Source organism: uncultured Deefgea sp., assembly GCF_947072475.1.
GTDB lineage: Bacteria > Pseudomonadota > Gammaproteobacteria > Burkholderiales > Chitinibacteraceae > Deefgea.
On the sequence record NZ_CAMTIA010000065.1, the window covers coordinates 1 to 14,746 of the forward strand.

Sequence of the window (14,746 nt, forward strand, 5' to 3'; positions counted from 1 at the left end):
AGTAATCCACCGGTTGTGATTATTCACGGTAACGCTTTGGAAGCAGTTCATGCATCATACTGGCGTTATTTAGAGCACTTCTTTATTAAAACCTTTAAATTGCAAGGTACGCCATTGCGGGTTCAGTTTAAAAAGACAGACAATCCATTTGAAGGTAAAGAAGCGCCTAATCGTGGTCGTCGTGGCCCACAAAGCGCAAAAAATGCACTAAAAAAGCGTTAAAAATGCTGTAATAGTGCTAAGCTGCCAATGGCTGTATTGTCGGTGTAAGATGTTCCAAGCTAAACCGTACAGACGGAAAACTAATAACAAGTCGGAGAATAATAATGAGTGCTAAGGGACAAATGCTGCAAGATCCGTTTTTAAATATCTTGCGAAAAGAACACGTGCCCGTTTCAATCTACTTGGTCAATGGCATTAAATTGCAGGGGCAAATTGAATCATTTGATCAATATGTTGTATTGCTTCGCAATACAGTGACCCAAATGGTTTATAAGCACGCGATTTCAACGGTTGTTCCTTCTCGTGCGGTGAGTGTGCCGCACGAAAATCCTGCTGCAGCCAGTGCAGAAAGCTAATTAGACCGAGCATTCGTTAGCCCCGAAGGCATGGTCTTTCGGGGTTTTATCTTGCGCGGCGTTTTGTTTTTCTGGAAGTGAAGAGGTATGCATGTTTGAACGCCATCAGGGCGGTGATGAAGCAATTTTGGTTTGTCTGGATTTTGGCGAAGCTGATTTTGCTGACAGTCAAGAAGAATTCATCGAATTAGTAAGGTCGGCAGGCGTTCATCCACTTGCCGTCATTCAGGGGAAGCGCCAACGGCCTGACCCGGCTTATTTTTGTGGTAGCGGCAAAGCGGACGAAATTGCTGAGGCCGTTTTAGCGCATGACGCAGGGTTGGTGATTTTTAATCATCAATTATCGCCCGGTCAAGAGCGAAACCTTGAAAGTAAAGTCAAGTGTCGAGTACTCGATCGTACGACGTTGATTCTGGATATTTTTGCGCAACGTGCGCGGACCTCTGAAGGTAAGCTACAGGTTGAGTTAGCTCAGTTAGCGCACATCCAAACACGATTAATTCGTGGCTGGACCCATTTGGAACGCCAAAAGGGTGGAGTAGGTTTGCGTGGCCCCGGAGAGACGCAGCTTGAAACCGATCGGCGCTTAATTGGGATTCGAGTTAAGCGCTTGAAAGATCAGCTTCTTATCGTGCAAAAACAGCGCGCGACGCAAAGAAAGCGGCGTGATCGATCGGGGCAGTTCACCGTTTCAATTGTGGGCTATACCAATGCCGGAAAATCAACACTATTTAATGCATTAACCAAGGCCAAGCTCTACGCTGCGGATCAGTTATTTGCGACGCTAGATACCACTAGCCGTAAGCTGTATATCGATGCTGATCATTCGGTGGTGATTTCCGATACGGTGGGTTTTATTCGCGATTTGCCCCACACCTTGGTGGCCGCATTTCGTGCCACTTTAGAAGAAACCATTGAAGCGGATGTGTTATTGCACGTGGTGGATATCAATCACCCAATGCGTGATTTGCAAATAAGTGAAGTCAATAAAGTATTAACTGAAATTGGTGCGGAACATATACCGCAGTTGATGGTCTTTAATAAGATTGATCAGCGTGATTTGGCTGCCGAAGTTGAGCGTGACGAATATGGTAATATTCGCAGCGTTAAATTAAGCGCCTTGCGTGGCGAAGGATTGAGTCTTTTGCGCGAAGCACTGGTTGAAGCGATGAATCAAACCGTTAAGGAAGATAAATGAGTCAAAATGATCCGCAATGGGGTGGTGACCGAAATAAAAAAGGTGGACCACCGAATTTGGATGAGATTTTTCGTAATATCATCAATAAAATCAACGCTTTGCTCGGTAATAAAATCCCCCAAAATAATGCGCCAGTGAATCCATCATCTGGCTCGGGTACGACTGGGGTATTTGTGGTTCTAGGTGCTTTGCTGGCTTTGTGGCTGGCATCGGGTACTTATATGGTTGACGAGCGTGAAGACGCGGTAGTCACTCGTTTTGGAAAGTATGTTGAGACCGTGGTTAATCCAGGTTTGCACTGGCATTTGCCGTATCCGATCGAATCACGCGAATTGGTGAATATGACCGAAATTCGTAGTCTTGATGTCGGTGTACGTGGTGATGCGGGTTCCAATAGTGAAGCATCGTTAATGCTCACTTCGGATCAAAATATTATTCAGATCCAATTGGAAGTGCAATACACCCTTAATTCAGCGAAAGACTTTTTGTTTGATAATCGCTTTATCGATAATGGCCGTGATGTAGTGAAACAAACTGCAGAATCAGCGATTCGTGAAGTGGTTGGTCGCAATAAAGTGGATTACGTGCTCAATGAAGGGCGTGGCAAGATCGCGGAAGACACCAAAGAAATTATGCAGTCGTTGCTGAACCGCTATGGCACAGGGATGACGATTGCACGGGTGAATATTTCGGATGTGCAACCGCCTGAGCAAGTGCAAGCCGCTTTTTCTGATGCAGTTAAAGCGCGTCAAGATAAGTCACGGTTGATTAACGAAGGGACTGCTTACGCTAATGACGTGATTCCTAAAGCCAGCGGTATGGCCGCACGCTTGAATGAAGAAGCTGAAGGTTATCGTGAGCAAGTCGTTGCTCGTGCAGAAGGTGATGCCTCTCGCTTTAAACAAATTGCTGCTGAATATGTGAAATCACCGCAAGTGACGCGTGATCGTATGTATTTAGATGCGATGCAAAGCATGTACCAAAACACGACCAAAGTTTTGGTGGATCAAAAGGCCGGTGGCAGTTTGCTGTATTTGCCTTTGGATAAATTGATGCAAATGAATGGCGCAGCAACGGTCAATGCAGACGCAGCCAAACCAGCGGCAACGTCTTCGGCTCCTGTCGCTGTTAATTCTGAAACCCCAGCAAATCGCGTTAATCGCGGTGAGCGTGACGGTCGTTAAGGAGGAAGGTTAATGAATCGTATTCTTCCTGTGTTATCAGCGGTAATGCTGGTGTTATTTTTGGCTTCATTATGTTTGTTTACTGTAGATCAACGTCAGTACGCCGTGATTTTCCAGTTTTCTGAAGCAAAACGGGTGATTAAAGATCCTGGCATTCATTTCAAATTACCCTTTGTACAAGATGTTCGTTATTTTGATAAGCGCATTCAAACGATCGATGAAAATATGCCTGCACGGATTCAAACCATCGAAAAAATGAATGTGAATGTGAATAGCTATATCAAATACCAGATTTTCGATGTAGAGAAATACTACAAAGCGGTCGGTATGGATGAGCGCAAAGCGGTTGATCGACTTCGCAATACTGTGAATAACATGCTGCGTGATGAATTTGGTAAGCATACCGTGCAAGATGTGATTTCCGGTAAGCGCGATAAGGTGATGGAATATGTTGGCAAAGTCGCCAATATTGATGCCGAACGGATTGGTATCCGAGTCATTGATGTGCGTATCAAGCAAGTTGATTTTGAGCCAAGCACGCTAAACTCGGTGTATGAGCGGATGCAATCTGAGCGTAAAGCGGTCGCGAATCAATTGCGTGCTGAAGGTAGTGCAGACGCTGAAAAAATTAAAGCCGATGCAGATAAACAGCGCGAAGTCATCATGGCAGATGCGTATAATAAGGCGCAGCAACTCAAGGGTGCCGGTGATGCTAAGGCAGCAGCGATATATTCAGATGCTTATGGCAAAACCCCAGAGTTCTATGCTTTTTATAAGAGTCTTGATGCTTATAAACAAAGTTTTGGTAAGAAAAGCGACTTAATGGTGGTAGACCCAAGCTCTGACTTTTTCAAATATATGAAAAATCCACGTGCGGGTTCAGCAAAATAAGTTTGCGGCGTAACGGCTGTTGTTTTATTAGGGCTTGGGGCTAATACCTTTTGAAGGTATTATGCCCTTTGTCTTGTCTGCCATTGGGTGTGCAAGTGGATTAAAAATTGCCGCCATGAGTGATTGCTAAGTAACCGTTTTGGCCTTCGCTTGCTAATGGCTGGCGTATTGATTTCGCTGGTGGTGTAGTAGGTATTGCTACCCATATCTTGTTTTACGCTCGTTCTGTGGGGATACCCCAGACGGGCATTTGATCTGTCTGGACTATGCGCAACTGGATCCTACCCGAATACATTTCCGATGTACTCCCTATGGAGTCGCGTCAACTTGAAACGCTACGTCGCTCCTTACTCGATTTATACGCTCGGTATGGCTATGAGCAAGTTGAGCCACCGCTGGTTGAGTATGTCGAATCACTCTTTACGCAAGACGATAGCGCCCTCGATTTAAAAACCTTTAAATTGGTCGATGAGCTATCGGGCCGTCAAATGGGCTTGCGGGCCGACATTACGCCGCAAGTTGCACGCATTGACGCGCATATCTTGAATCGTAAAGGGGTTGCGCGCTTGTGCTATGCCGGATCGGTGGTGACCACGCGACCCGACGGCTTGATGTCGAATCGTCAGCCGCGTCAAATTGGCGCTGAAATTTATGGTTGCGCCAATATTGGTGCGGATATTGAAGCCATTGAATTAATGTTTGCCAGTTTGGCTTTAACTGGCGTAAGCGATTTTTGTCTTGAGATTGGACATATCGGTTTATTTAACGCGATGGCCGATGTGGCGCACTGGCCAAAAGAGGCCAGACAAGCGGCGTTTAACGCTTTGCAGCAAAAAGATGTACCAGCATTGGAAGCACTAACTGCAGATTTATCTCCAGAGTTGCGTCAAGGTATTTTAGCTTTGCCGCTGTGCTATGGTGGCAGCGATGTACTGGTGCGTGCGCGTCAAGCCTTGCCAGCAATTGCTGCGGTTACCTCGGCATTAGATGCTTTGCATGAATTAGAAACCGCATTGCTGAGTCGCGGAATGAGTGTGCGCTTTGATTTGGCCGAATCGCCTGGGAGTTACTACCATACTGGGTTGGTATTTAATGCCTACGCCAATGGCTTTGCTAGCGCAGTGGCGCGTGGCGGGCGTTATGACAGTGTCGGTGAAAAATTTGGTCGCTCACGGCCGGCAACGGGGTTTAGTTTGGATTTACGCGCATTGACTTCATTGCCATTTCCGACGCATCAGGCTGCGATTTTAGCGCCACAAAGTGACGATATGGCTTTGATTGCGGTGATCCGTGAATTACGTAATGCCGGTGAAATTGTCATCGTTGACTTGGGGGTTGATGTCACAGAAGTGCATATTAACCGCTCATTGCAATTGATTAGTGGTCAATGGCAGATCGTACCATTGCAATAAATTAGTTTTTTCCCTGTAAAGGGCTAGCTGATTGAGCATTTTAAAGTTAAAGTTCGGGCGCGTTGCGTTGCTGTTGCGACGATAGCCATTGTTTTGAATAGCATTGAGGTTTGGAAATGAGCAAAAATGTCGTCGTAATCGGCACACAATGGGGTGACGAGGGTAAGGGTAAGATTGTTGACTGGCTAACGGATCACGCCCAAGGTGTGGTGCGCTTTCAAGGCGGTCATAACGCAGGCCATACATTGTGGGTTGGCGGTAAAAAAACAGTTTTGCGTTTGATTCCATCGGGCATCTTGCATGCAGGTAAAGCCTGCTTTATCGGTAATGGCGTGGTGATCTCTCCAACGGCCTTGCTGCAAGAAATTGATGAACTTAGCGCAGCAGGGATTGATGTCGCCAGTCGTTTGACGATTTCTGAAGCTTGCCCATTGATTTTGCCGTACCACATTGCCATCGACCAAGCGCGTGAAGCGGCGAAGGGCGAGAAAAAAATTGGTACCACAGGTCGTGGTATTGGCCCAGCGTACGAAGACAAAGTGGCGCGCCGCGCGATTCGCGTGCAAGATTTATACCATCCAGAACGCTTCGCAGCTAAATTGCTGGAAAACCTCGACTGGTATAACTTTGCATTGAAGAACTACTTCAACGCACCAACGCTCGACTTCCAAACTGTTTACGATGAAACCATGGCCTACGCCGAGCGCATTCGCCCAATGGTTGGCGATGTATCGCGTACCTTGTACGACATGAATAAAGCTGGTGAGCCATTGTTGTTTGAAGGCGCGCAAGGCACCTTGCTTGACGTCGATCACGGTACTTACCCATTTGTGACTTCAAGTAACTGCGTAGCAGGTGCTGCGGCTCCGGGCGCAGGCGTTGCGCCACAAATGTTGCAATATGTATTGGGTATCGTGAAGGCCTACACCACTCGCGTTGGCTCTGGTCCATTCCCTACTGAATTGTTCGACGATGTTGGCGCTGGCTTGGCTGAACGCGGTCACGAGTTCGGTTCGGTAACGGGTCGTGCGCGTCGTTGTGGTTGGTTTGACGCTGCAGCGCTAAAACGCTCAATTCAAATCAATGGCGTTTCTGGTTTGTGCGTGACCAAGCTTGATGTGATGGATTCGATCGAAACCATTAAATTGTGTACTGGTTATATGCTTGACGGCAAAGCCATCGACATCTTACCAATTGGCGCAGAAAACATTGCCTTGTGCGAGCCAATCTACGAAGAAATGCCAGGTTGGTCTGAATCGACTTTCGGCGTGAAAAAATTCGAAGAATTGCCACTAAATGCGCAAAATTATCTGAAACGCATCGCAGAAATCTGCGAAGCGCCGATTGCAATTGTGTCAACTGGCCCAGATCGCGACGAAACCATCGTTCTGCAACACCCATACCAAGACTAATCGTCTGCGTATATGAAAAAAACCGCTGTGCTTGCAGCGGTTTTTTTACGTCTGGGACTTTTGGCGCAATAAATAGATTTATTTATCCGCCAGTTTACAAAAGCGCGGGAGAGGGGCGCCATCAATGATCACATTCTCTACAAACATTGAGTACGGGCGCACCCACAAAGCACCTTCGCCATACAATGGCCGATACACCACCATCCATTCATAAGTTTCACTGTGTCGTGCTAAGTCGATGACTTGGTAACGATTACCCTTGTAATGCTGATATTCGCCAAGGGCGAGTTCTGGACGTGGGCTCATGGGTATTGCTCTCTATGAAATATTTAATAATGGCTGCAAGCATATACCCTTATGGATATGTCTTGGTGTTGTCTAGCGCAGATGAGCCGAAGGCGTTATCCGGCAGTGCTGCAGATTCCTCGGATAACGCTACGCTCATTCGAGCTACGTGCTAATCCGTGCGTTGTCGTGGTGTTGTAGGGTGGGTTAGTCCGCCACCTTGCATTTAAAAATACCAATGCTGATCGGACGTAACCCACCATGGCAATGTCAAAATGAGCGCAATAATCGGGTTTGTCATTTGTGGCGCAATGGTGGGTATGCGGCAAAATTACGCCTAACCCACACTATGACACGGATGCATATTAAAAAGACATATGCGTTTGATTCCTCTTTTGCTATCGATCTTGCTTTAGTGCTGCTTGATCATGATTTCACAGCGTGTGCTTGTTGCGATAATTTCAACCTTGCCACCGATAGGGACGGTGATCTGTGGTGTTGTATGTCCAAAATCTAGATTGGCAATGACAGGGATAGAATTTAATTCTGGCTTTGAATGAATCAGTTTACAAATTTGCGCGTGGGTAATCTGTGATGTTTTTTGAAACCGACCAATCACAATACCTTTTACAGAATGAAATGATTTTAGATGAATGATGGATTGTAAATTACGGTCAAATTCACTGAGTGTATTTTGTTCCAGTAGATTATCTTCCTCGAGGAATAAAATTGCATTTTCTGGCTCGGGTAAATAGCAACTGCCTTGCAATAAATTGAAAGTGCATAAATTTCCGCCAATAATTGTTCCTGACGCTTGCCCCGTGTTGATCACCTGATGCCCAGTGTTAGGATAGAAATCACGTTGATCTTGATTGATGTACCACTCATCATCCGACCAATGTTGAGAATCCATTATTGAGTATTCTCTTTCACTCATTAAACATTTTTTGAAATATTCAATTGTGTAATCAAGTCCTTGCGCCATACCTAATGTCGAAAAGTGCGGCCCATTATAGGTAATGAGCTCTGTTTTTGCATAAATGGCATTGCTTAAAGCCGTGATATCAGAAAATCCACACAGTATTTTTGGATTGGATTTGATGATTGAATAATCAATTTTATTGAGTAATTGATTTGAGTTATGGCCGCCAATCGCAGTCAAAATGCCTTTGACGGTTTTATCAGAAAACGCAGTATGCAGATCGTCAATTCTGGCTTCAATCGATGATGAGTGAAACTCATCGATTTGATGGCAGTTTTTAGAAAAACAAACTTCTAAGCCGATTTCATTGAGTCTTGCAGTGGCAAGTTCGATCGTGTGCTGAGAAATGATGCCCAGGCTTCTTGATGGTGCTATCACACAGATTTTATCTCCTCGCTTCAATTTGTCTCCTGTCATTTGTTCCTCTGTGTTGCTTTATGCGGGGTTAAAAATCTATTGGGTATGTTCTTGAAGCCTTTATTAATTAAGGGTTATATTGCTATACCCATATTGGCGATAGTCGTTATTCAGCGTGATCTTTCATTACGTCGTTTGATTCGACGATCAGCATAAAAAAACAGCCACCGATTTTGGGTGGCTGTTTGCTTTAGTGTGCTGCGATTACAATTTGCTCTCAACCCAGACTGCTGCCGCTTGCATGGCTTCTTGCAGTTTGGCAGGCTCAGTGCCTCCGGCTTGGGCGATGTCAGGACGTCCACCGCCTTTGCCGCCAACCAGTTGTGCCGCGATATTGACCAGTTCGCCAGCTTTGATTTTGCTGGTGAGGTCTGGCGATACCCGAGCGATGAGGCTGACTTTACCCTCAGTGACACAAGCGAGTAGAGCGATGCCGCTTTCTAGGCGATCCATCAGTTTATTGCTCATTTCACGCAAGGTGGCCGGATCAACGTCTTCTACCACACTGCCAATGCATTTCACGCCATTGATGGTGCGTAGGCCCACGCCGATGAGTTGGTCTAATTGGCCAAACGCCATTTGACCTTTAAGCGCGCTAACTTCTTTTTGCGTTGCTTTTAAGTCAGCTTGGAGTTTTTCCAATTTGCCAATCAATTCGCCCGGATGTGCACCAACGATAGACGTCGCTGTTTTGAGTTCAGCGTCTTGCGCTTGTACTGCTGCGAGTGCTGCGGTGCCAGTAATGGCTTCAATTCGACGAACGCCAGCAGCAATGCCGCTTTCTGCGACGATTTTGAATAAGCCAATATCGCCAGTGCGTTTAACGTGCGTACCACCGCAGAGTTCAGTCGAGAAGTCGCCCATTTTCAATACACGAACTTCATCACCATATTTCTCGCCAAACAAGGCCATCGCGCCAAATTTAATGGCGTCGTCGTAGCTCATTAGGCGAATTTGCGCTTCTTCGTTGGCCATGATGACGTGATTGACTAAGCTTTCGATCTTAGCGATTTCGTCCGCAGTGACCGCTTTCGGGTGCGAGAAGTCAAAGCGTGTGCGCTCTGCATTCACCAACGAGCCTTTTTGTTCTACGTGCGTACCAAGCACTTCGCGCAGCGCAGCGTGCAATAAATGCGTTGCTGAGTGATTGCGTTGGCTGGCTTGGCGTTTGGCAATATCAATGCTGGCGGTGACTTCGTCGCCGACACTGAGCGCGCCGCTAATGATTTGGCCTTGATGACCAAATACATCGGCTTTCACTTTTTGTGTGTCGGTCACATTAAATACGCCAGGGCCCGCAATCACGCCAACATCACCGGCTTGACCACCTGATTCGGCATAAAACGGCGTGTGATCGAGTACGATCACGCCTTCGTCGCCATTGTCTAGCGTTTGCACTGATTCGCTACCTTTATACAGTGCGAGTACTTTGGCGGAACGGCTGGCTTCTGTGTAACCATGAAAGCACGATGCCTCGCCTTCGTAGTGAAGGCCAGTGGTCATTTTGAATGAACCTGCGGCTTTCGATTGCTTGCGCTGAACATCCAGCGCGGCTTCAAAACCAGCAATATCCACCGTGACATTACGTTCGCGGCAGACGTCCGCAGTCAAGTCAATCGGGAAGCCGTAAGTGTCGGACAACTTGAATGCTACATCGCCATCGAGGACTTGTTTGCCGCCAGCTAAAACGGTGTCAAGCAAAGCCATGCCGTTTTCCAGCGTGCGGCCGAAGATTTCTTCTTCGTTTTTGATGGCTTCAACAATGTGTTCTTGGCGTTGACGCAATTCTGGATACGCATCGCCCATCACTTCAGCCAATGGCGCGACCAGTTTGTGGAAGAAATAGCCTTTTTGACCGAGCTTGTAACCATGCCGCACGGCGCGGCGGATAATCCGGCGTAATACATAGCCACGGCCTTCATTAGAAGGCAGTGCACCATCGGCGATTAAGAACGCACAAGAGCGAATATGGTCGGCAATGACGCGTAGCGATGGTGAATCGGCATCGGCTGCACCGGTTTCGCGTTTCGCTGCTGCAAGTAGATGTTGGAACAAATCGATTTCGTAATTGGCGTGTACGCCTTGCATCACCGCAGAAATACGCTCCAAGCCCATGCCGGTATCGACTGATGGTTTTGGCAACGGATGCAATACGCCCGCTTCATCGCGGTTAAATTGCATAAACACGTTGTTCCAGATTTCGATGAAACGGTCGCCGTCTTCTTCGGCCGATCCTGGAGGGCCACCCCAGTGATGTGCGCCATGATCGTAAAAAATTTCGCTACATGGGCCACAAGGACCGGTGTCGCCCATTTGCCAGAAATTATCCGATACGCCTGGGCCTTTATTGTCACCAATGCGAACGATGCGATCGCTCGGGATGCCGATTTCTTTATTCCAAATATCAAAAGCTTCGTCGTCCGTGGCGTACACGGTAACCATTAGTTTTTCTTTGGGAATAGCTAGCCATTCTGGGCCAGTCAAAAACTCCCAAGCAAAAAAGATGGCGTCGCGCTTGAAGTAATCGCCAAAGGAGAAATTACCCAGCATTTCAAAAAAGGTGTGGTGGCGTGCGGTATAGCCGACGTTTTCTAAGTCGTTATGCTTGCCGCCAGCGCGCACGCATTTTTGGCTTGAGGTCGCGCGCGTATATGGGCGTTTATCAAAACCTAAAAAAACGTCTTTAAATTGGTTCATCCCAGCGTTGGTGAACAAAATAGTTGGGTCATTCAAAGGGATTAAGCTGGATGACGCCACAATTTGGTGGCCTTTGCTGGCAAAAAAGTCCAAGAACTTTTGGCGAATCTGAGCGGATGTCATGGCGACCTGTGGGTAAGAAGCAAACCGTCGATTTTACGGTAAAAGACGCTGTGTCGGTAGTCGTGTAATGCATACGTCGGCTTTCTAGCGCAAGAGTGAATGAAAGTTGATGCGAAATGAAGTATCAAAGAGGCGGTTCTAGATGGTTTGGCGCATGGATGAACTGATTTTGCTCGTGGTGATGTAAAGCTTTCCCCTTCTGGTCGGCTTGCATGGTTGGTGATATTTTATTTCGTTTTTAGTAAGAAATTTCTGACGTTCGGATTGACGTGTTGAGTTCCTTGCGTCATGGGCGCTGGGGGCTGAAGTAATGGGCATTTTTATTTAGCATTTTAATCAATCGGCTTTGGCCAAAGGATTTTGCAATGAAAAGCATATTTAAATGGTGCACGGCGCTTGCTTTGGGCTTGGTTTTGGCAGGCTGCGCCGGTGTAGGTATGAATCAGCAGCAATCTTATGCAGTGCAACAAGGGGTGATTGAGCAAATTTCTTTGGTCCCTTTAACGCATTCCGATCAATTGGGGGTGGGGGCCGTTTTAGGTGGTGCGGCAGGCGCAGGGCTGGGTAGTTTGATTGGTGCAGGTACTGGACGTGATGTCGCGCTGGCCATCGGGGCGATCGCCGGTGCGGTGGCAGGGAAGTATGGCGAAAATCGCTATGATGGCAATCAACAAGGGCAGCAGGTTGTTGTGCGCTTAAATAGTGGTGTATTGGTGGTCGTTACCCAGCCGTTTGACGCTAATATTTATAAAGGTCAGCGTGTTTATATTGAAGGCTCTGGCTCGAGTGCGCGTATTTCACCGATGTAATGTTTGCTAGTGGTCCCAATAAAAAAGCACGAATAAATTCGTGCTTTTTGTTGGGTATATCCATATAGCCTATGTTTAATAAGGCTTATAGATAAATACCTAGATAAGCCCAAGCCCTTTTAGCATGATGACTAAAATCAGCGTTGGCGTAATGTAGCGAACCAAAATAAACACGGCTTTAATGACGAAGCCATTATTGAGTTGCCCATCATTGCTCAGTTGTTTTTGTAGCTGTGGCAAGCCATAGACCCAACCAACAAATAGACAAATCAAGATGCCACCAATTGGCATTAAAATATTTGAGCTGATGTAGTCGAAAAGATCGAATGGATTTAAGCCAAATAAAGTCCAGCTGGCGGTGAGTGACGATGAGAGCGACGCCGGAATCCCAAATAAGCCAATCACCCCCAGAGTGAGTAAAGTGGCTTTCTTGCGACTGAACTTAAAGCGCTCCGACAGCATAGCCACCGGCACTTCCATGATCGATAAAATCGCACCCGTGGCAGCAATGGCGGCTAAAACAAAAAACAGCGCCATAAAAAACTGCCCAAATGGCATGCTGGCAAAGACGGCTGGAATGGTCATAAAGACCAGTGATGGACCTGCTGCCGGCTCAAAGCCAAATGAAAACACCGCTGGGAAAATTGCTAAACCCGCCAGTAATGACACTGATAAGTCAGCGAGCATCACGCGAGTGGCCGTTAATGGAATGTTTTGTTCTGTGCGGAAGTAGCTGCCATAAGTGAGCATTGTGCCCATGCCGATCGATAGCTTGAAAAAAGCCAAGCCAACAGCAGTCAGCATGACTGAGGCGGTTATTTTGCTAAAGTCAGGCGCAAACAAAAATTTCACCCCTTCCATTGCGCCAGGTAGCGTTAAACTACGGATGCACAATAAAATTAATAGTAAAAACAAAATCGGCATTAATTTTTTGGCTGCAGCTTCAATCCCTTTGGAGACGCCCATCATGATGATGGTGCCTGCCCATGCCAATACCACCCATTGCCAAAATAAGGCTTCAAGTGGGTTGGAAACCAAGGCGTCAAATGCCGCTTTGGCACTGGCTGGATCGGTACTGTGGATGCTGCCAGTGATTGATTTAAAGATATAAGCAAATACCCAGCCTGCTACACCGGTGTAAAAGGCCAAAATCAGTACTGCTGCAATTAGGCCCATATAGCCAATAACAGGCCAAAAGCGCTGCTTTTTCGGTGCCAGTACTTCAAATGTCGTGACCGCATTGGCGCGAGAGGCGCGCCCAAGCATAATTTCAACAATCATCACGGGGAGGGCGACAAGTAAAGTGGCAAGAACATACACCACCAAAAAGCTCGCACCACCATTCGTGCCTGTCATATAGGGGAACTTCCAGATATTACCTAAACCAACTGCGGAACCTAGTGTGGCGACTAAGACACCAAATGTGGAGGTGAAACCATCGCGACTTGCGCTCATGCCATGCCCTTGTAGTAAATTGTAAACAACTGCACACTATTCATAGTTAGCTAGTGTATTGTCCATGAGGGAAAACCCGAGACTTAGGTTTTGATTGATTCAAACTAAAGCTTTTAGCGGGGGTAAAATAAGTGCAGCGCCACCTTATTTGTATCGGTGGTTTTGCTTTGTTTGATTCGAATGGAATCGCGCGAGAAATGATTGTAATATTTTAATGGCTGACTTGTAAGTAGCGAGTTGAGTCAAAATTCAAATAGGACGTAGACAAATTTAATGAAAACACCAAAGAGATTAGAGCCACTGGTGGAAGATGGTTTGGTTGACGAAGTCTTGCGTCAATTAATGAGCGGTAAAGAGGCGACGGTATATGTTGTGCGTTGTGGCGATGAAGTTCGGTGTGCCAAGGTATATAAAGACGCCAATCATCGTAGCTTTAAAAAGAATGCCGCCTATCAAGAAGGCCGAAAAGTAAAAAATAGCCGCCAAGCTAGAGCGATGGAAAAAGGCTCGCGCTATGGTCGACAGATGCAAGAGGAAGAGTGGCAAAATGCAGAAGTCGATAATCTGTACCGTTTAGCCGCTGCGGGTGTACGTGTCCCAACACCATATATCTGTTTTGAGGGCGTCTTGTTGATGGAGTTGGTTACGGGTGAAGATGGTAACGCGGCTCCTCGCTTGAATGATGTCGAAATGAGTGCCGAGCTTGCTCGCGTTTATCATACTCAATTGCTCAAACAGGTTGTTTTAATGCTTTGTGCAGGGGTGATCCATGGCGATTTGTCAGAATACAATATTCTGGTTGATGAGCATGGTCCCGTTATTATTGATTTGCCACAGGCGGTTGATGCTGCAGGCAATAATCAAGCGGCCGCAATGTTAGAGCGCGATGTGGATAATCTGGCGGAGTATTTTGGCCAGTTTGCACCTGAACTCAATGGCTCACAATACGGTAAAGAAATTTGGAAGTTGTATGAGGGCGGCTTACTGCATCCCGAAGCGCAACTCACAGGGGAAATTATTCAAGATCATCGTAAAGTGGATGTGAGCGGCGTTTTGCGTGAGGTTGAGCATGTGAAAGAAGAGCACTTGCAACGCCAACTACCCGATTTTCAGCCATAAGGCGTACTTGTGTTATTGGATTAAGGAAAAGGGCGCGATAGCGCCCTTGTTTGCTTCTGCCGTTTGCTGCATTTTTAGTTAAATTTGTTTCTATATAAATCAATAGCTTATCTACCTAGGTGGGTTTTATTTGCAGCAAGGTGTTGACGTGATCGCAGGGCTGCCGTATATTTCGGCCTCTCTG

The 14,746-nt window shown here is 46.7% G+C and carries 12 protein-coding genes and 1 pseudogene; 9 read left to right on the forward strand and 4 right to left on the reverse strand.

From position 1 onward, the window contains the following. From Q0V82_RS14725 to Q0V82_RS14755, 7 genes and pseudogenes are all read left to right on the forward strand, one after another. Window positions 1-222 (forward strand): annotated as a pseudogene (locus Q0V82_RS14725) (ribosome biogenesis GTPase Der); the annotation flags it as partial. Between the two features lie 104 nt (window positions 223-326). Next, window positions 327-578 carry an RNA chaperone Hfq gene (gene hfq, locus Q0V82_RS14730; protein WP_297576922.1) on the forward strand — a complete coding sequence of 84 codons (252 nt, stop codon included), beginning with the start codon at window positions 327-329 and terminating at the stop codon, window positions 576-578. A 91-nt stretch (window positions 579-669) separates the two neighbouring features. Next, window positions 670-1,776: a GTPase HflX gene (gene hflX, locus Q0V82_RS14735; RefSeq protein ID WP_226763689.1), complete on the forward strand. Its 1,107-nt coding sequence runs from the start codon at window positions 670-672 to the stop codon at window positions 1,774-1,776. Then, window positions 1,773-2,960, forward strand: a complete 1,188-nt coding sequence (gene hflK / locus Q0V82_RS14740) for an FtsH protease activity modulator HflK (RefSeq protein WP_297576923.1) — start codon at window positions 1,773-1,775, stop codon at window positions 2,958-2,960. The genes hflX and hflK overlap by 4 nt, the downstream gene beginning before the upstream one ends. Before the next feature lie 12 nt (window positions 2,961-2,972). Further along, on the forward strand, window positions 2,973-3,851 hold the full coding sequence (gene hflC, locus Q0V82_RS14745; protein WP_288843188.1) for a protease modulator HflC: 879 nt from the start codon (window positions 2,973-2,975) through the stop codon (window positions 3,849-3,851). Between the two features lie 266 nt (window positions 3,852-4,117). Then, complete coding sequence (locus tag Q0V82_RS14750) at window positions 4,118-5,263, forward strand: ATP phosphoribosyltransferase regulatory subunit (protein WP_297576925.1); 1,146 nt, start codon at window positions 4,118-4,120, stop codon at window positions 5,261-5,263. A gap of 116 nt (window positions 5,264-5,379) precedes the next feature. After that, window positions 5,380-6,675, forward strand: a complete 1,296-nt coding sequence (locus Q0V82_RS14755) for an adenylosuccinate synthase (RefSeq protein WP_297576926.1) — start codon at window positions 5,380-5,382, stop codon at window positions 6,673-6,675. Window positions 6,676-6,753: 78 nt separating this feature from the next. Here the strand turns inward: Q0V82_RS14755 and Q0V82_RS14760 are convergent, their stop codons facing one another. The 3 genes from Q0V82_RS14760 to alaS form a co-directional block, all read right to left on the reverse strand. Beyond that, entirely contained in the window at window positions 6,754-6,981 is a 228-nt protein-coding gene (locus Q0V82_RS14760; protein WP_297576927.1) for a DUF1653 domain-containing protein, read from the reverse strand. 391 nt (window positions 6,982-7,372) lie between these two features. Beyond that, entirely contained in the window at window positions 7,373-8,359 is a 987-nt protein-coding gene (locus Q0V82_RS14765) for a S66 peptidase family protein (RefSeq protein WP_297576928.1), read from the reverse strand. 204 nt (window positions 8,360-8,563) lie between these two features. Then, window positions 8,564-11,179, reverse strand: coding sequence for an alanine--tRNA ligase (gene alaS, locus Q0V82_RS14770; RefSeq protein ID WP_297576929.1), 2,616 nt, complete (start codon window positions 11,177-11,179; stop codon window positions 8,564-8,566). 365 nt (window positions 11,180-11,544) lie between these two features. Here alaS and Q0V82_RS14775 point away from each other — a divergent pair, with 365 nt between their 5' ends. After that, the gene (locus Q0V82_RS14775) at window positions 11,545-11,988 is read left to right on the forward strand and encodes a glycine zipper 2TM domain-containing protein (RefSeq protein ID WP_297576930.1); all 444 of its coding nucleotides are present in this window, start codon (window positions 11,545-11,547) and stop codon (window positions 11,986-11,988) included. Window positions 11,989-12,087: 99 nt separating this feature from the next. Here Q0V82_RS14775 and Q0V82_RS14780 read toward each other — a convergent pair whose 3' ends face one another. Further along, entirely contained in the window at window positions 12,088-13,443 is a 1,356-nt protein-coding gene (locus Q0V82_RS14780; protein ID WP_297576931.1) for a sodium-dependent transporter, read from the reverse strand. A 273-nt stretch (window positions 13,444-13,716) separates the two neighbouring features. Between Q0V82_RS14780 and Q0V82_RS14785 the strand changes: the two genes are divergently transcribed. Further along, window positions 13,717-14,562: a PA4780 family RIO1-like protein kinase gene (locus Q0V82_RS14785; protein WP_297576932.1), complete on the forward strand. Its 846-nt coding sequence runs from the start codon at window positions 13,717-13,719 to the stop codon at window positions 14,560-14,562. The last annotated feature ends 184 nt before the right edge of the window (window positions 14,563-14,746 follow it).

Bases quoted from the DNA above. Each gene is read 5' to 3' on its own strand.
- hfq (WP_297576922.1), top strand. From the start codon at position 327: ATGAGTGCTAAGGGACAAATGCTGCAAGATCCGTTTTTAAATATCTTG.
- hflX (WP_226763689.1), top strand. From the start codon at position 670: ATGTTTGAACGCCATCAGGGCGGTGATGAAGCAATTTTGGTTTGTCTG.
- hflK (WP_297576923.1), top strand. From the start codon at position 1,773: ATGAGTCAAAATGATCCGCAATGGGGTGGTGACCGAAATAAAAAAGGT.
- hflC (WP_288843188.1), top strand. From the start codon at position 2,973: ATGAATCGTATTCTTCCTGTGTTATCAGCGGTAATGCTGGTGTTATTT.
- Q0V82_RS14750 (WP_297576925.1), top strand. From the start codon at position 4,118: ATGCGCAACTGGATCCTACCCGAATACATTTCCGATGTACTCCCTATG.
- Q0V82_RS14755 (WP_297576926.1), top strand. From the start codon at position 5,380: ATGAGCAAAAATGTCGTCGTAATCGGCACACAATGGGGTGACGAGGGT.
- Q0V82_RS14760 (WP_297576927.1), bottom strand. From the start codon at position 6,981: ATGAGCCCACGTCCAGAACTCGCCCTTGGCGAATATCAGCATTACAAG.
- Q0V82_RS14765 (WP_297576928.1), bottom strand. From the start codon at position 8,359: ATGACAGGAGACAAATTGAAGCGAGGAGATAAAATCTGTGTGATAGCA.
- alaS (WP_297576929.1), bottom strand. From the start codon at position 11,179: ATGACATCCGCTCAGATTCGCCAAAAGTTCTTGGACTTTTTTGCCAGC.
- Q0V82_RS14775 (WP_297576930.1), top strand. From the start codon at position 11,545: ATGAAAAGCATATTTAAATGGTGCACGGCGCTTGCTTTGGGCTTGGTT.
- Q0V82_RS14780 (WP_297576931.1), bottom strand. From the start codon at position 13,443: ATGAGCGCAAGTCGCGATGGTTTCACCTCCACATTTGGTGTCTTAGTC.
- Q0V82_RS14785 (WP_297576932.1), top strand. From the start codon at position 13,717: ATGAAAACACCAAAGAGATTAGAGCCACTGGTGGAAGATGGTTTGGTT.